Source organism: Pseudaminobacter soli (ex Li et al. 2025) (assembly GCF_003012705.1).
GTDB lineage: Bacteria > Pseudomonadota > Alphaproteobacteria > Rhizobiales > Rhizobiaceae > Pseudaminobacter > Pseudaminobacter soli.
Genome location: NZ_PXYL01000007.1, coordinates 81154 through 96881 on the forward strand (window position 1 = coordinate 81154; position 15728 = coordinate 96881).

General features: G+C 62.4%; 21 protein-coding genes. 13 read left to right on the forward strand and 8 right to left on the reverse strand.

What is annotated here, in order from left to right; translation table 11 throughout:
• Positions 1–38 precede the first annotated feature (38 nt).
• The gene (locus C7I85_RS15290; RefSeq protein WP_106724863.1) at positions 39–563 is read left to right on the forward strand and encodes a DedA family protein; all 525 of its coding nucleotides are present in this window, start codon (positions 39–41) and stop codon (positions 561–563) included.
• Positions 564–643: 80 nt separating this feature from the next.
• Here C7I85_RS15290 and C7I85_RS30980 read toward each other — a convergent pair whose 3' ends face one another.
• From C7I85_RS30980 to C7I85_RS15305, 3 genes are all read right to left on the reverse strand, one after another.
• Positions 644–934: a DUF982 domain-containing protein gene (locus C7I85_RS30980; protein ID WP_181257193.1), complete on the reverse strand. Its 291-nt coding sequence runs from the start codon at positions 932–934 to the stop codon at positions 644–646.
• Between the two features lie 236 nt (positions 935–1170).
• Positions 1171–1671 (reverse strand): EF-hand domain-containing protein, encoded by a 501-nt coding sequence (locus C7I85_RS15300; RefSeq protein WP_106724865.1) that lies wholly within the window; start codon positions 1669–1671, stop codon positions 1171–1173.
• A 342-nt stretch (positions 1672–2013) separates the two neighbouring features.
• Complete coding sequence (locus C7I85_RS15305) at positions 2014–2358, reverse strand: hypothetical protein (protein ID WP_106724866.1); 345 nt, start codon at positions 2356–2358, stop codon at positions 2014–2016.
• 357 nt (positions 2359–2715) lie between these two features.
• Between C7I85_RS15305 and dusA the strand changes: the two genes are divergently transcribed.
• The 4 genes from dusA (at position 2716) to C7I85_RS15325 (ending at position 5213) form a co-directional block, all read left to right on the forward strand.
• Positions 2716–3732, forward strand: coding sequence for a tRNA dihydrouridine(20/20a) synthase DusA (gene dusA / locus C7I85_RS15310; RefSeq protein WP_106724867.1), 1017 nt, complete (start codon positions 2716–2718; stop codon positions 3730–3732).
• 110 nt (positions 3733–3842) lie between these two features.
• Positions 3843–4157, forward strand: coding sequence for an ArsR/SmtB family transcription factor (locus C7I85_RS15315; RefSeq protein WP_106724868.1), 315 nt, complete (start codon positions 3843–3845; stop codon positions 4155–4157).
• A complete protein-coding gene (locus C7I85_RS15320; RefSeq protein WP_106724869.1) occupies positions 4154–4582 on the forward strand; it encodes an SRPBCC family protein in 429 nt (142 codons plus the stop codon). Before C7I85_RS15315 ends, C7I85_RS15320 begins: the two co-directional genes overlap by 4 nt.
• Before the next feature lie 22 nt (positions 4583–4604).
• A complete protein-coding gene (locus C7I85_RS15325; protein WP_106724870.1) occupies positions 4605–5213 on the forward strand; it encodes an ATP-dependent Clp protease proteolytic subunit in 609 nt (202 codons plus the stop codon).
• A gap of 1 nt (position 5214) precedes the next feature.
• On the opposite strand, the gene C7I85_RS15330 is transcribed toward C7I85_RS15325, so the two are convergent.
• Together C7I85_RS15330 and C7I85_RS15335 are read right to left on the reverse strand one after the other, a co-directional pair.
• The gene (locus tag C7I85_RS15330; RefSeq protein ID WP_106724871.1) at positions 5215–5922 is read right to left on the reverse strand and encodes a retropepsin-like aspartic protease family protein; all 708 of its coding nucleotides are present in this window, start codon (positions 5920–5922) and stop codon (positions 5215–5217) included.
• 6 nt (positions 5923–5928) lie between these two features.
• A complete protein-coding gene (locus C7I85_RS15335) occupies positions 5929–6162 on the reverse strand; it encodes a DUF1289 domain-containing protein (protein WP_106724872.1) in 234 nt (77 codons plus the stop codon).
• Between the two features lie 144 nt (positions 6163–6306).
• On the opposite strand from C7I85_RS15335, the gene C7I85_RS15340 reads away from it, so the two are divergent.
• Positions 6307–7296 carry a nicotinate-nucleotide--dimethylbenzimidazole phosphoribosyltransferase gene (locus C7I85_RS15340; RefSeq protein ID WP_106724873.1) on the forward strand — a complete coding sequence of 330 codons (990 nt, stop codon included), beginning with the start codon at positions 6307–6309 and terminating at the stop codon, positions 7294–7296.
• Here the strand turns inward: C7I85_RS15340 and C7I85_RS15345 are convergent.
• Positions 7288–8823, reverse strand: a complete 1536-nt coding sequence (locus tag C7I85_RS15345; RefSeq protein WP_106724874.1) for a sensor histidine kinase — start codon at positions 8821–8823, stop codon at positions 7288–7290. The two genes, C7I85_RS15340 and C7I85_RS15345, sit on opposite strands and share 9 nt — an antisense overlap.
• A 147-nt stretch (positions 8824–8970) precedes the next feature.
• Here C7I85_RS15345 and C7I85_RS15350 point away from each other — a divergent pair, with 147 nt between their 5' ends.
• The 4 genes from C7I85_RS15350 (at position 8971) to C7I85_RS15365 (ending at position 11396) form a co-directional block, all read left to right on the forward strand.
• Positions 8971–9516: a thermonuclease family protein gene (locus C7I85_RS15350; protein WP_245444961.1), complete on the forward strand. Its 546-nt coding sequence runs from the start codon at positions 8971–8973 to the stop codon at positions 9514–9516.
• Positions 9517–9558: 42 nt separating this feature from the next.
• A complete protein-coding gene (locus C7I85_RS15355) occupies positions 9559–10170 on the forward strand; it encodes a glutathione S-transferase (protein ID WP_106724876.1) in 612 nt (203 codons plus the stop codon).
• Between the two features lie 4 nt (positions 10171–10174).
• Positions 10175–10795, forward strand: coding sequence for a uracil-DNA glycosylase family protein (locus tag C7I85_RS15360; protein ID WP_106725094.1), 621 nt, complete (start codon positions 10175–10177; stop codon positions 10793–10795).
• 109 nt (positions 10796–10904) lie between these two features.
• Positions 10905–11396, forward strand: a complete 492-nt coding sequence (locus C7I85_RS15365) for an Lrp/AsnC family transcriptional regulator (RefSeq protein WP_106724877.1) — start codon at positions 10905–10907, stop codon at positions 11394–11396.
• Between the two features lie 267 nt (positions 11397–11663).
• On the opposite strand, the gene C7I85_RS15370 is transcribed toward C7I85_RS15365, so the two are convergent.
• Positions 11664–11921 carry a GlsB/YeaQ/YmgE family stress response membrane protein gene (locus tag C7I85_RS15370; RefSeq protein ID WP_106724878.1) on the reverse strand — a complete coding sequence of 86 codons (258 nt, stop codon included), beginning with the start codon at positions 11919–11921 and terminating at the stop codon, positions 11664–11666.
• A 145-nt stretch (positions 11922–12066) separates the two neighbouring features.
• Between C7I85_RS15370 and C7I85_RS15375 the strand changes: the two genes are divergently transcribed.
• The 3 genes from C7I85_RS15375 (at position 12067) to C7I85_RS15385 (ending at position 15135) form a co-directional block, all read left to right on the forward strand.
• Positions 12067–12504 carry a YidB family protein gene (locus C7I85_RS15375; protein WP_106724879.1) on the forward strand — a complete coding sequence of 146 codons (438 nt, stop codon included), beginning with the start codon at positions 12067–12069 and terminating at the stop codon, positions 12502–12504.
• Positions 12505–12647: 143 nt separating this feature from the next.
• A complete protein-coding gene (locus tag C7I85_RS15380) occupies positions 12648–13322 on the forward strand; it encodes an adenosylcobinamide amidohydrolase (protein WP_245444962.1) in 675 nt (224 codons plus the stop codon).
• Positions 13323–13497: 175 nt separating this feature from the next.
• Positions 13498–15135, forward strand: coding sequence for a Na+/H+ antiporter (locus C7I85_RS15385; RefSeq protein ID WP_106724880.1), 1638 nt, complete (start codon positions 13498–13500; stop codon positions 15133–15135).
• 129 nt (positions 15136–15264) lie between these two features.
• On the opposite strand, the gene C7I85_RS15390 is transcribed toward C7I85_RS15385, so the two are convergent.
• Positions 15265–15480, reverse strand: coding sequence for a hypothetical protein (locus tag C7I85_RS15390; RefSeq protein WP_106724881.1), 216 nt, complete (start codon positions 15478–15480; stop codon positions 15265–15267).
• Positions 15481–15728 lie beyond the last annotated feature (248 nt).

Below are 15728 nucleotides of genomic sequence, written 5' to 3' on the forward strand. Positions count from 1 at the left end.
GCAGGGGGGGCGGCGTCGGTGCCGGAAGAGAGGCGCGCATGCATCTAATGCAGAACGGCGTTGCCCTGATCGAACCCTACATCAAGGCCTACGGCGCCTTTGCCGTTTTCGTCATCATCTATTTCGAGTCGCTCGGCGCACCGTTGCCCGGCGAGAGCCTGTTGGTGGGAATCTCGGCCATCGCCGCTCGTGGCGATATCAATCTTGGTCACGCTCTGGCGGCGGCATTTTTCGGGGCGATATTGGGCGACAGCACCGGCTATCTGATCGGGCGCTTTGGCGGCCGTCTGCTGCTGTTGCGTTTCGGCTCTTACATCAAGCTGACGGCTGAGCGGCTAGGCAAGCTCGAGGCGGTGTTCCACAGCAAGGGCATCTGGATCGTCATGAGCGCTCGCTTCTTTGCCGTGCTCCGGCAGCTGAACGGGCTCATCGCGGGCAGCGTCGCCATGCCATGGCTGCACTTCCTGTTCGCCAATATCATCGGCGCGGCGGCATGGGTGCTGGTTTGGGGCCTTGGCCCCTATCTGGCGGTGGACACTTTCGAGGCCATCTTTCGGCGATAGCGCGATCCAGACGGTCAAACGAAAACCGCTTGCCGGAGGCAATCCTGCCGGCAAGCGGTTTTTGTCAGAAGGGATAGAAACTAGGCGGCAAGCCACTCTTCGGCTGCCTCCATCGTCGATCCGTGAACCGTTTCGGGCACCAAAATGCCCCGCGAGCGGGCGAACGCCCTGAATGCGATATAGGCTGCCTTGATGTCGGCGTCGTTGGTGAGGGCGTTGCGGCACAGGTTGAGAGCCATGACGTGCATTGGCCCGCGGTTGCCGTTCCATTCAACCAGTGCCTCATAGGCTTCCCAGACATTGTCGACGTTGCGGGGGAAGCCGAGGCCGACAAAGATCGCGATGGGGTGTTCGAAGCGCTTGTTGGTCATGAGTGTCTCCAGCTGCGGGAACCCGGGGTTGGATCCAGGTTCCACGTTACAAGGGGCGGGGCGGAACGCTCGAGTTGGCTGTTGGTTGCATCGCTGTCCGACAAAAGTGCATATTGCTCGCGTGCCGCTGGCACGGCGGATGGAAAATTTCTGCTGCGGACGCGGCCAGCGACGCCGGAACATGGCAGGCGCCGCCGCTGCACCGAGAACTCTGAACAGGCGCGATTGGCCGGCTTCTATCTGCGCAAGAAGGCCTGGATATCCTCCAGGGTGATCCTGCCGTCCTTCTTGGTGTCGATCGCGTCGAACAGCCGTTTCATGACCACCGACACTTCAGCGAAAGTCAACGAGCCGTCATTGTCGGTATCGGCCATTGCGAACAGCACCTTCAGCGGAAGCGGAATTCTCCTGCCATGCATCCTTTCCATCATTTGGCCGGGAGGCATCATGTGCGGACGCCCCTGAATCTGCCCTGGCATTCCCCCGGGCATGCCAGGCATCGTCCCGGGCATTCTCGGTTGGGGCATCATTCGAGGGGGCATTTGCTGTTCGGGCGGCATCATGCCCGGGCCCTGATCTTCGGGCTGTTCGTCGTAATATTCGTCCGAGGGCGGCGCTGCCTGTCCGACGACTGGATTGTTCTGATCTTCGGCCGACTGGGCAAAGGCACTTGTCATCATGCCCGTCGTGACGAGCACGGCCGACAGCGTGAGGCTCTTCAACAGCATCGATGTCATGGAATCCTCCTTGCTTCCCGTCGCCGGCAGGCAGCGGGAGATTCGTTGAGGCTGATCTCTTTTCCAGGCGTAGGCCGACAACCGCGGCGCCCGCCGCCACGAGGGCTCGGGAAATCACGCGGCCAAGCCCGTCATTCGGTGGGTTGCGCACGCCTTGCGCGGCGGTCGCGATTTAACGAACCGTGCGCCAGAAGGTTGCAAGAGCGCGATGCGGCATCCCCCGCGGCGAGGGCTGCCGACGCAAGGCAAGAAAGATCGAGTTGCTCGCCGAGCAACTCGTCGATCGCCTCTTTACGGCCGTCTGTGCTTCGCCGTACGGAAACCTTATTGGCGGCGGCTACCTCAGAAGCCGCGCTCCTCGTCTACCCACTCCTCGGGCGGAATCGGGAATGGCTGAATGGTCCTGACAATGCTGCCCTCGCCAAGCTCGCGAATTTGCTGATCGATGGCTTCTCTGAGCGGCATGACAACGTCCCACACGCCGGCGGCAAAATCGCGCGTCCGGTCGTCGGCCGTGTGGCGGGCCTGGTATTGCGCACGGTCGCAAAATCGTTTTGCATCGGCGCCGACGCAAAACATCGCACGTTCGGGCAATTGGGCGACGATGCTCCCGACAATGACGAGCAGCGCCTCCATCTTGCCCGCGTCATAAGCCGATATCCTCCGGCTGTCTTCAGGCTCTTCCATTACGCAGTCCCCTCCCTGCAATCCATCACGCAGTCCCCTCCCAGGAATCTCGTGATTCGAAGAAGATAATCCGTTCTGCTGCACTGTGGAACGGGCTCAGTTTTGCAGCCAAAAAGCTGCTACCTGGCTCCGATCGAAGGCCTTGTTATCCCAGTGCGCGATCTTGCCGTCGCGCTCGATGTCAATTTGCGCTAGATAGCCAGCGGAACCATCTTTGCGTTTGCGTGGAGTAGTCGCTTCCAAAACCGGCGGTACAACATGGCGGCAGGGGCATAACTTGGTTGTACTGGCGACAGGGAAGCACGACTAAATCCGCAGAGATGGGCGGAAAATCCGTACGACAAAGACGAAGGCAGAATGAACGAAAGCGCCAAAAAATATAATAATTACAAAGCGTTTAAGCTTTCCGTCGCTCCCATGATGGACTGGACTGATCGTCACTGCAGATTTTTCCATCGCCAGCTTTCGCGCAATGCGCTGCTCTATACCGAGATGGTCGTGGCCGACGCCGTCATCCAAGGCGCGCGCGAGCGGCTGCTGGGATTCTCGCCGGAAGAGCATCCGGTCACGCTGCAGCTCGGCGGCTCCGATCCGAAGAAACTGGCCGAGGCCGCGCGCATCGGCGAGGGGTTCGGTTACGACGAGATCAACCTCAATGTCGGCTGCCCGTCCGACCGCGTGCAGTCGGGCACCTTCGGCGCCTGCCTGATGAAGACGCCGGAACTGGTGGCCGAATGCGTGGCCGCCATGCGGCAGGCGGTGACGATCCCGGTGACGGTCAAATGTCGCATCGGCGTCGATGAGCAGGATCCTGAGGCGGCGCTGGATGCGTTGGCCGATGGCGTCTTCGCGGCCGGTGTGGAAGTGCTGTGGGTGCACGCCCGCAAGGCCTGGCTGGAAGGCCTGAGCCCGAAGGAAAACCGGGACATCCCGCCGCTCGACTACGGTCGCGTCTATCGGTTGAAGGCGAAAAACCAAAGCCGTTTCATCGGCATCAATGGCGGTATTCAGACTCTGGATGAGACCGCAAAACACCTCGAAAATGTCGATGGTGTCATGCTCGGCCGCGCGGCCTATCACACGCCCGGCATCCTGGCCGATGCCGATGCGGTGGTTTACGGCGAGGCCGCGCGCGAATTCGACTATGCCGGGTTGATCGACACGATGGCGGCCTATGCCGCGCGCCACATCGAGCAGGGCGGCCGGCTCGGCCATGTCACGCGCCACATGGTCGGGCTTTTCCACGGTCAGCCGGGCGCGCGACGCTTCCGCCAGATTCTCTCCACCGACGCGACGCGGCCCGGTGCGGGTCCGGAAGTGCTGTACAGCGCCTTCGCCGCAGTCGAGCAGGAGCGCGCCAGCCGCGCCGCCTGACATTTCCTGCACACTCCGTGATCGACGCCCGGCGGCTGCCTTGCCCGCCGGGCGCTTTCGTATGCGAAAGCGCCTTGCCAAAATGATAAGTGTACACTTATATGTGGCCTATGATCGAGTCTGAAATCTTTCGCGCCCTTGCCGACCCAACGCGCCGAGCCGTCTTCGAACGGCTGGCCGACGGGGAAATGAGCGTCGGCGATCTCAAATCGGGCTTTGCCATTTCGCAGCCGGCGGTGTCCCAGCACCTGGCGGCCCTGCGCAAGGCGGGGCTGGTCGCCGAGCGGCGCGAGGGGCGCAACGTGTTCTACCGCGTGGCGCCGGAAGGGCTGGCGCCTCTCGCCGGCTGGGTGGAGCGCTATCGGAACTTCTGGCCGGAGCGCGTGGAAAGACTGAAGGACGTGCTGAAGGAAATGGACCAATGAGCGAGCACCAGAACGAGCCGCATGACGAGATCGTGGTCGAGTGCACCTTGCCGGAGGCTCCGGAAAAGGTGTGGCGGGCGCTGACCGTGCCCGAATTGCTCGGCGCCTGGCTGCTGCCCAACGACATGCGGCCCGTCGAGGGCGAGCATTTCTCCTTCGATGGAGCACCGGGCGAGGGCGGCAAGGTCGAATGCGAGGTGCTCGACATCGAGCCGCACCGGCTGATCCGCTATTCGTGGCGCGACGCCGGAACCGCGCGCGACGGGCTCGCCACCTCCGTCACCTTCCGGCTCGACCCGGCCGATGGCGGCGGCACCCATCTGCGCATCGTGCATGAGGCGCGGGTCGTCGCCTGGCCGGTCGCGCGGCCGCAGACCCTCGCCGCCAACTCAAACCGCCCCGCCACGATGGCGCTGGCCGCCTGATCATCCTCGTTGGAGAACGCATATGAGCGGAGTGAATAATCTCGTCCCGATGGTGGTCGAGCAGTCGAGCCGCGGCGAACGCGCCTTCGACATTTTCTCGCGGCTGCTACGCGAGCGCATCATCTTCATCAACGGGCCGATCGACGACAATGTCTCGGCGCTGGTTTGCGCGCAGCTTTTGTCGCTGGAATCCGACAATCCGAAGAAAGAAATCTCGCTCTATATCAATTCGCCGGGCGGGGTGGTCAGCAGCGGCCTCGCGATCTACGACACGATGCAATACATCACGAGCCCCGTGGGCACGGTGTGCATGGGCACCGCCGGTTCGATGGGCTCATTTCTGCTAATGGCCGGCTCGGCTGGGCGGCGTATCGCGCTGCCCAATGCTTCGATCGTGCTGCATCAGCCCTCGGGCGGCTATCAGGGCCAGGCATCCGACATCCAGCGTCACGCCGAAGACATCGTCAGGATGAAAAAACGCCTCTACGCGCTCTATGCCAAGCATTGCGGACGCACCCTCGAAGAGGTCGAGCACACGCTGGATCGGGATTATTTCATGACGGCCGAGGAAGCACTCGCCTGGGGCATCGTCGATCATATCTACGAGCGCCGCGAACTGACGGCGGCGTAGTTCAGTCGCGCAGGATCATCCGGTCGCCGCGGATGTCGAAGCCCGACAGCGAGCCCAGGAAATTCATGCCGAGCAGGCTTTGGCTCAGCATTCCCGGCGCTGCCACCAGCACCGTCTGGTTGCGACGGCTGATGGCGCCGAGCTCGATATTGCGTGCCACCACGCGCGCCGCCGTGGCATCGCCATTGGCGGTCGAAACGGGGATGGTGTAGTCGAGGTCCGAGGGGTTGAAGCCGGCGCGCTCCGCATCGGCGGCCGTCAGCACGGTGGCCGTCGCGCCAGTGTCAACCAGTGCGCGGACCGGTGCGCCGTTGATGTTCAGCCGGGCCTCGAAATGGCCATTGGGTGATTTTTCGAGCGTCACCGTGGAACGGCCTTCGGAATCGGTCAGTGAAAGCGGGCTGCCGGGAACCAGCCCGGCGGTCACGCGGCTGGCGATGTCCTGCAACTCGTAGCGGTACTGATAGCCGGCGATCAGCACCAGGACGAGCAGCAGCCACATGCCCAGATTGCGGACGATATCGCTGAAGCGATGCCGCGCATTCAGGATGCCGGCGCCGATGACCGCGCCGAATATGCCGAGATAGAGCACACGGCCAAGTGTTTCGCTGGAGAAGCCGGATGCGCCGCTGCTCATGTCGTTGGCGATCAGCAGCAGGAGGCCGATGCCCATGACTGCCAGAACGATCCAGATTCCGCGCCCTGCCATTTGGGTTCAGACCGCCGTATCTCTTTCGCGCGCCATGCGTGCACGCCTGGTTTCGCGGCGCGGGCGACGCTCCACCGTCTCGAGCCGCGCCGGTAATTCCGCCATGACCTCGCGCCGCCGCTCGGGCGTCATGCCGATCCAGCCGGAAATCTCCTCGCGGGTGCGCCCGCAGCCAAAACAGTAACCGGTCTTCATGTCGACCGAGCAGACGAGGATGCAGGGCGATTCAATAGCCGGCATGGAGACTTTCCGTTGGTTCACTCCACATGGGACAGCTGTGGCGGCAATGCAAGCCCCAGGTTGTATGAGACGTTTCGGCCATTGTGCCATGAGGCCAACGCAGCTATGCCGCTGCCAACGACCATTCTCCCAGGTTAAAACGACATGACCAGTGCGCTTCCTTTCGACGATTTCCGTACCCTGATGACACGGCTGCCGGCCGGTGACGAGGCGGCGGGCGAACGCGTGCGGGCGCAGTTTTCCAAGGCCGAAAAGCCGGTTGGTTCGCTTGGCAGGATCGAGGACCTCGCCGCATGGTTGGCGACGTGGAGCGGCCGGCCGCCGGCCGTCAATCGTCCGCTGGTGGCGATCTTCGCCGGCAATCACGGCGTGGTGCGGCACGATATCTCGCCCCGTACCGTCGAGGCGACGGCGCGCGCGGTGGAACTCACCGCCGCCGGCGGCGCGGCGATCAACCAGATCTGCCTTGCCAACGACGTCGGCCTCAAGGTGTTCGACCTGGCGCTGCACCTGCCCACTGAAGACATCACGCAGGACGCCGCGCTCGACGAGCGCGGCTGCGCGGCAACCATGGCCTTTGGCATGGAAGCGATCTCGGGAACGGACCTTCTGTGCATCGGCGACCTGGGCGTGGGCAATTCCACGGTTGCGGCGGCCATGCTGGCTGCGCTGCACGGCGGCACCGGCGCCGACTGGGTCGGCGTTGGCTCGGGCGCAGACGCCACGATGATCGCGCGCAAGGCGAAGGTGGTCGACGCAGCGCTCGCTTTCCATCGCGCCCACCTGAAGGACCCGCTTGAAGTGCTCCGCCGGGTCGGCGGACGGGAGTTCGCGGCGATTGCCGGCGCCATCATAGCCGCCCGCATGGAAAAGGTGCCGGTGATCCTAGATGGGCTCGCGGCAATCGCATCCGCGTCGGTGCTCTATGCGATCAACCCACGCGCGCTCGATCATTGCGTGGTGGCGCAGGCGTCCCCGGAGCATGGTTTTGGCAAGGCGGTCGAAAAGCTCGGCATGAAGCCGCTGCTCGATCTCGGCATGGCGCATGCCGAAGGTGCGGGTGGTGCGCTCGCCGTGGGACTGGTGAAGGCAGCCGCGCTTTGCAGCACGGGAATGGCCGCAGCGCTACGCTGATTGGCGACGGCGGCCAGCGGCCGCCACTGCCTTGGTCGGCAGCGCGGGCAGCACTTCCATGACCCGCGAAAGCGGGAAGATGGCGATCGCTTCGGTGCCCTCGCGCAGCTTCGAGTGAAGCTGGAATTCGCCGCCATGCATGGCAATCAGGCCCTGCACGATCGGCAGGCCGAGGCCGGTGCCTTGCTCCGCGCTCTTGATGGCGATGGAGCCCTGGCCGAAGGCCGAAAGCACGACCGGGATTTCCTCCGGCGGAATGCCCGGTCCGTTGTCCTTAACCGAAATGTACTGGCCGCCGCCTGCGGTCCAGCCTACGCGCACCAGGATTTCGCCGCCGGGCGGAGTGAACTTGACGGCGTTCGACAAGAGGTTGAGCGCGATCTGGCGAACCGCGCGCTCGTCGGCATAGAGGCGCGGCAGCTCCGGCTCGAACTGCTGGACGATACGCAGGTCCCTGTTGTGCGCCTTGAGCTCCATCAGGTGGCAGCATTCCTCGGCAATGTGCAGGAGATGCACCGGCTCCTCGTTGAGCTGGTAGCGCCCGGCCTCGATGCGCGACAGGTCGAGGATTTCGTTGATGAGATTAAGCAGGTGCTGGCCAGAATCGTGCACGTCGCGCGCATAGTCGCGATAGGTCGCGTTCTGCATCGGCCCGAGCACCTCGTTGGACATCACTTCGGAGAAGCCGAGAATGGCATTGAGCGGCGTGCGCAGCTCATGGCTCATGGAGGCGAGGAAGCGCGACTTGGCAAGGTTCGCCTCTTCGGCGCGGCGGCGGGCCTCGTCCGACATCGACTTCGCCGTTTCGAGTTCGGCGATCAGCCCGTCTTTTTCCGAGCGAAACGAGAGCAGCATGACCGAGGAGCGGTTCAGGCGGCTCGCGACATAGGCGAAGAAGGGCAGCGAAAGCGCCAGAAGGGCGGTCATCAAGAGATCGACCGCTTCCGGCGAATGCGAGACGCTGACGCCGTAAATCACCACCGGCAGCGCGAAGGTGACCATCAGCGCGCCGCGCAGCGAGGAAGCGATCAGTGCGGTCGCGGCCATCGCCAATAGCAAGATGACGGCCTTGACGATGGGGAATTGCTGGAGCTGGCATTCGTCACAGCCGATCCCAGCGAAATAGGCCCAGCCTAGGCCGGATAGGAAATGGCCGATCAGGAAATTGCGCTTGATGCCCTGCGTGTCGAGCTTGGCCAAATCCATCTTGCTGACGCGGTGCGCCACTAGCGCCAAGCCCGCATAGCAGGTGGTGGTCAGCATCGCCCAGATAAGGATTTCGCCCCGCATGCCGGCAATCAGGCCCGCGACCGTGATGACCAGAACCAGCAATGGGATGGCGGTGGCGCTGCCGGTCATGGCGTGGGCATGCAGCCTCAGCAGCTCGCGGTCGAAGGCAAGCGCGCCGGGGCGCTGGGCAAGTCGGTCGCGCGTCCTGCGAACGGCGCGCGCGACATCGCTGTTGCGGCGCCGCTTCGTGCGATCCACAATGTTCTTGTCGGCGATGTCGGAGCGCAGCAACGCCATCAGGGTTCAATTTATGCGAGCAATTGATTTCAGAGGCTTAGGCTACGCCGAAATAATTAAGAGTCTGTTTGCCATATGCTTCGAATGACGCGGTATCGCCCGCTTCGAAGGCCTTCTGCCAGGCCACGCAGTGCCTTCCGGACGGTCTTGGACATCTGTCTCGCGGTGGCGATTCTCGGCATGCTTGCAGTGGTGAGCGCGCGCTTCGACCTCCTTGCCACGCGCCAGAACACTGGTTCGGTCATCGTCAATGACGGCGATACCGTCACGCTGAATGGCGAGCGCATCCGGCTCATCGGCATGGACGCGCCGGAATATATGCAGGCCTGCAACAAGGGCGGCATCGACTATCCATGCGGGCGCCAGGCGCGGGAGGCACTCGTCAGGCTCATCGCCGGCAGGAGTGTCACCTGCGAGGGATCGAAGCGCGACCGTTACGGCAGGCTTCTCGCCGTCTGCAACGCCGGCGGCGTAGATCTGAACCGCGCAATGGTCGAGCAGGGCTGGGCGGTCGCCTATGGCGACTACGGCGATGCCGAACGGATGGCACGCGATCGCCGCGCCGGCATTTGGGCCGGCACCTTCGAGCAGCCGAGCGACTGGCGTGCCAGCCATCACAGGAATGCCGAGCCGCGCCATGATGCCGGCAACTGGCTTTTTGACTGGCTGCGAGAAGTTCTTCGGTTTTGGTGAGGCCGCGCTATAGTGCGGCTAAATGTAGTCCGGGAGAGCGATGTGAAGCTGTATGATGGTGGGCGCGCGCCCAATCCGCGCCGGGTACGCGTATTCCTCGCCGAAAAGGGCATCGAGGTGCAGATGGTGCCGGTCGACATGGCCGGCCTCGAGCACAAGAGCGCGCTGATGACGTCGCGCAACCCTTTGCAGCGCCTGCCTGTGCTGGAACTGGACGACGGCACCATCCTGACCGAGTCCGTGGCCATCTGCCGCTATTTCGAGGAGCTTCACCCCGAGCCGGCACTGTTCGGCCGCGGCGCGCTCGGCAAGGCCAAGGTCGAGATGTGGCAGCGGCGGGTGGAACTGAACCTCTTCATGTGCGTCGCGGCTGCCTTCCGGCATATCCATCCTGCGATGAAGGAGTGGGAGGTGCCGCAGATCCCGACTTGGGGCGAGGCCAACAAGCCCAAGGCCCTCGATTTTCTGGAAATCCTCGATGGCGAACTGGCCAGCCGCGAATTCGCCGCCGGCGACGAGTACTCGATCGCCGACATTACCGGCCTGATTGCCATCGATTTCATGAAGCCCGCCCGCATGCGGGTTCCCGAAGAATTCGGCAACGTCATCCGTTGGCATCAGGCGCTGTCGAACCGGCCGAGTGCTGCTGCCTGACCTCATGACTGCGAATGATCTGGACCGTTTGACCGCGCAAATCCGCGCCTGTCGCCTTTGCGCGGAGGAACCGCGCGGCCGGCCGCTGCCACATGAGCCGCGGCCCGTGGTGGTGGCGTCGACGAGGGCGCGCATCCTGATTGCCGGCCAGGCGCCGGGCACCAAGGTGCATGCCACCGGCATTCCGTTCAACGATGCCTCAGGCGACAGGCTGCGCGACTGGCTCGGCGTCCCTCACGAGGAGTTTTACGATCCCGCAAACTTCGCTATCTTGCCGATGGGCTTTTGCTTTCCGGGGCAGGATGCCAAGGGCGGCGACCTGCCGCCGCGCCGGGAATGCGCCCCGCGCTGGCGCCGGCCGTTGATCGACCTGATGCCGCAGATCGAACTCGTGCTCGCGATCGGCCTCTATTCTCAAGGGTGGCATATCGGGGCCGGCCGGGGTGCCACACTAGGCGAAACCGTCATGAACTGGCGCACCATCTATGCCTCCAACGAGCGGCCGCGCGTGATCCCGCTGCCGCATCCTTCCTGGCGCAACTCCGGCTGGCTGAAGAAGAATCCCTGGTTCGAAACGGAATTGCTTCCGTTCCTGAAATCGGAAATACGCCATCGTCTAGGCTGATTTCATTGCAATGCCGTTGCGTAAAATCGCGCCTGTCGGAGAATTCCTTTCTTGCGGACAAAGCGGGTTATAGCGATTATGCGGGAATATTTTTTCGCTCGGAGCCAGCATGGACCGTCTTGACCGCAAAATTCTTCGTCTTCTGCAGGAAGATGCTACCCTTGCCGTGGCGGACATCGCCAAGAAGGTGGGGCTGTCGACGACGCCCTGCTGGCGCCGCATCCAGAAGCTCGAGGAGGAGGGCGTCATCAAGCGCCGCGTCGCCATCCTCGATCCCGAGAAGATCAATACCCGGGTCACCGTCTTCGTGTCGATCCGCACCAATTCGCACAGCCACGAATGGCTGCGGCGCTTCTCCGAGGTGATCCAGGATTTCCCGGAGGTCATCGAGTTCTATCGCATGAGCGGCGACGTCGATTACCTGCTGCGCGTGGTCGTGCCCGATATTGCGGCCTACGACGCTTTCTACAAGCGCCTCATCGCAAAGATCGAGATCCGGGACGTTTCGTCGTCCTTTGCGATGGAGCAGATCAAATACACCACCGAACTGCCGCTGGACTACATGGTGCTCGACAAGGAAGCCGGCTCCAACGCTGCCTGATCCTGCCTCGCATCTAAGGCCTGGAAACAAAACCCCGCTTCGAATTCGAGGCGGGGTTTTTGCTTGTTGCAGGTTTCGAAGACACAAACCATGCATGCAGGTCCTAGGGAGGAACCGGCCAAACAAGTCAGGTTTCGCTGGCGGCCGTCAGAACGCGTCGGCCTATCTATGTGAAATTACCTCTCTGCGGCTTTCCAGGCTCGATCTGCCGCAGAGCCCAAATAAGACAAAGAAATTCCCGGTCGGTTCGCCGATCCGGACTTCTATCTATGCGCCTCTTCGTCCCGCGAGCGCGTGGTAGAGCCACAGCACCACTACGGCACCGATGACCGCGACGATGAGGCTCCAGACGTTGAAGCCCGTCACGCCGGCCGTGCCGAAGAAGTTGAAGATCAGGCCGCCTACAATGGCGCCGACGATACCGAGGACGATGTCCATCAGCATTCCTTGGCCGCTGCTGTTGACGATCTTGCTACCCAGGAAGCCTGCAATGAGGCCGAGAACGATCCAACCGACGACTGACATCTCGATGTGTCTCCGTTTCCTTTGCCGGTAAAGATTTTCACAGGAAACGAAGAAACACAACTATTGCTCGCAGACTTGAAATGGCCGTCTGCTGCCCCACAATTTCTTCATCGGGGTCGGATTTAGTCATGACAGGGAGGTCCTTATGGGACTTTTTGATGACGCTGTGCCGGGAGGTAATATCGGCAAGCCTTTGATGATTGCGCTCGGCGCGTTGCTGGTGGGCAAGATGCTGAGTGGCAGCAAGAGCCAGCCCGACGCCAACGCTCCGGCATCGCCTCAGGGCGAGGAAGGCGGCCTGCTCGGCGGGCTTGGCGGTCTTCTCGACAAGTTGCGGGCAAGTGGGCAGGGCGACACGGCCGACTCCTGGGTCGGCACGGGTCAGAACCAGCCGATCAGCCCCAACGATCTTGGTCAAGCGATCGGCCAGCCGACACTCAAGGCAATCGCCGACCGCGCCGGCATGAGCGAGCAGGAACTGCTGCAGCAGCTTTCGGCCGCCTTGCCCGGAGTGGTCGACAAGCTGACGCCCGGCGGCAACGTTCCGCAACAGGACCAGATCGCCTCGCTGCTGAACCGGTAGTGCTTTGGGCCTGCGCCTTTTGAAGGGGCACGGCCTTTCGCCGTGCCCGAAGTGGTTGTTTTGCGCGTTTTCTCCGAGTGGGCTTGTCGTCGGGCTTCGTCGATGTGACAAGCCGGGCCATGGCAGCCTTGTCGATTTCCTGCATGGGTCCCTTTCTTGTCGCGGAATTCGCGTCCCCGCAGGCGATGTTGAGTTGGTCTCTGACACGTCCGGGCTTCGTCACGTCGCGAAAAGTGGCCTGGCTGGAGGTCAGGAACGCCGACCTGCCGCTCGATGTTGATCCGATCGCGCTGCTCGAAACGAAGATGGCGGAAGTCGGGCACGAGGATGCGGTCCATCTGATGACCTCGCGCACCGTCCGAAAGCATCATTTCGCTGCAGCCTCATTCGGCCAAGCCAATGCCTCCTGCCTGGCAACGGTCGGGCTCGGCAATGCAGATCGGGTCGGCGAAAGCCCGGCCATCTCCATGCCGGCCGGGACGATCAACCGGCTCGCCCATGTCGACCGACCGCTTTCGACGGCAGCGCTGATCGAAGCGATGTCGATCGCCTCCGAAGCGCGCACGGCCGCGATCATGGATCTCAATTGGCGTCAGAACGGAAAGCCCGTGACCGGCACGGGAACCGACTGCATTGTTATAGCGGCACCAGATGGTGAAAAGCCGGAGCAATTCGCAGGGCTGCATACGGATATCGGCGCCGCCATCGGCCGGGCGGTTTATGATGTCGTCAGGCAAGGTGGCGAGCTTTGGATCGCCGAACAGGCTGGATCGGACGACGGCATGGCAGTCGACATGCTTGCTGCCGAGACAGCCTAGTAGATCTTCCGAAAAGTCGACGGGAGCGGGCCTTTGCAGCATGGCCAGCCAGCTTCAAAGGTTGCCTGCATGCAAAGCTGAGGTCAAAAGTCGCATAGGTGATTCATGACTTTGCCGCAGGCACCTGCTGGTCATGGATGACCTTGCCGAACAACGACTGCAGCAAAGACAGCCCATGGAAACAATATCGGTCGTACTCGTCATGATGGTCGCGGTGGTGGTCAGTGGCGCCGTCGTGCGCGCCTCGCCCATTCCCCTGCCGATTCCGCTTGTCCAGATCGCGCTTGGCGCAGCCATTGCGTCGGTCGCCAATTTTGGGGTCGAGCTGCAGCCGGACATCTTCTTCCTGCTGTTTTTGCCGCCGCTTTTGTTTCTCGACGGCTGGCGAATTCCGAAGGAAGGGCTGCTCCGCGACAGGCGCGCGATCCTCGGCCTTGCCATGGGGCTGGTGGTGTTCACCGTCGTTGGCGTCGGTTTCTTCATCAATTGGCTCATCCCGTCGATGCCGCTCGCCGTCGCCTTCGCGCTTGCAGCGATCGTGTCGCCGACCGACCCGATTGCGGTTTCGGCCATTGCCGCAAGGGTGCCGATCCCAAAGCGGCTGATGCACATCCTCGAAGGGGAATCGCTGCTCAACGATGCGTCGGGCCTGGTCTGCATGCGCTTTGCCGTTGCCGCCGCGCTCACTGGTGCATTTTCGCTGACCGAGGCCTTCGTTACCTTCCTCTGGGTGTCGATCGGCGGCATCGTTATCGGCTTCGTCGTCACCTGGTGCGTGACGCGGGCGACCGCTCTGATTTCCCGCAAGTTTGGCGAGGAGACAGGCGCGCAGATTCTGGTCAGTCTCCTGATTCCGTTTGCGGCCTATCTTCTGGCCGAGCATTTGCATTGCTCGGGCATCCTTGCCGCGGTCTCGGCCGGCATCACGATGAGCTATGCGGAATTTCTGGGCAAGGTGCTCGCCGTGACCCGCGTGCGGCGAAGCGCTGTCTGGGACACGGTTCAGTTCGCGACCAACGGCATCATCTTCGTGCTGCTCGGCGAGCAATTGCCAACGATTGCCGCGCGCGCAGCCGATGTGGTTCGCGAAACCGGCCATCATGAGCCAGTGTGGCTGCTGATCTATGTCATTGTTATCAGTGCAGCTCTGGCCGCCTTGCGCTTCGTATGGGTCTGGACCGCCCTGAGGTTCACCATGTTCCGGATCAGGCGGCGCGGGCAGAGCATGAACACGCCCAGCTGGCGCCTGGTGGCTGCGACTTCACTGGCGGGCGTGCGCGGGGCCATCACCCTCGCAGGTGTGCTGACCCTGCCGCTGACGATGTATGACGGCTCGCCATTTCCGGCCCGCGATCTCGCGATTTTCCTGGCGGCAGGCGTCATCATCATGTCGCTGGTGGCGGCCAGCATCGGTCTGCCGCGCGTTCTGAGGGGACTGAGACTGCCGCCGACACCCGAATTGGACACGAAAGAAGTCCGCGCGCGCATCGCTGCCGCGGAAGCCGCCATCCACGCCATCGAAAAATCCCAGCACGACATGGGTAAGGGGCGCGCGGATGCGGACGTCTATGTCGATGCGGGCTCGCGCGTGATGGAAATCTATCGCCGGCGCATCGACGGGTTTTCCAAGACTGGCGAGGAGGCCGATCTTGTTCGTCATGTCGGGACGATCGAACGGGAACTGCGCCTCGCCGGGCTGCGGGCGGAACGCGACGAGATCAGTCGCCTGGTACGCAGCGGCAAGATTTCTGACGAGCCGGCACGCAAACTGGTCCGGGAGATCGATCTGCTCGAGGCTCGAATCATGAGCTGATTCGAGGGGGCACAAGGTTCGCGTTGGATTATCGCGGCCTGAGTCGCACGGTTCGATTGCGGCCGCGAAAAATGGGGCGAACCGGATGGCTGACCACACCATCCTCTTAATTCAGCAACTGCGAGATGCCTAGCCGAGTTGGATTGTCGGCAGCATTCTCTGCAGGACAACCCGTATCTCGTGGTATTTCGGATCGTTTTTACTCATCGCTATCGCTTCGTTTGCAATAGCTACAAATTCAGAGGTCGTGAGAACCCCCTTCTTGTGAAGGTGAATCGCCAGGGTTGTGGAGAAATTGAGCGACGCAATAATCGCCGCGCTCGCATCAAGCGTCTGATAGTTCATTGTCACCCCTCCCGCTGATCTTTCATATCAAAGAAAAGCCGTGCGGGCGAGTCGAGTGAGGGCAGTAGAACGGGGCCTGGGTGCCGACTTCGGCATCGCCCACGCCGATCCGTCTTGGTCCTGTCAAATCAATGTGAGTGCTTGGGTGCGCGAGAGTCGCCTGGCGCCGATCGCATCAGCGCTTTTTCGGGACTTTTGTTCCGAAATGCGGATTTTGTGTCAGTTGCGTTCGCAACTTGGCCCGATGG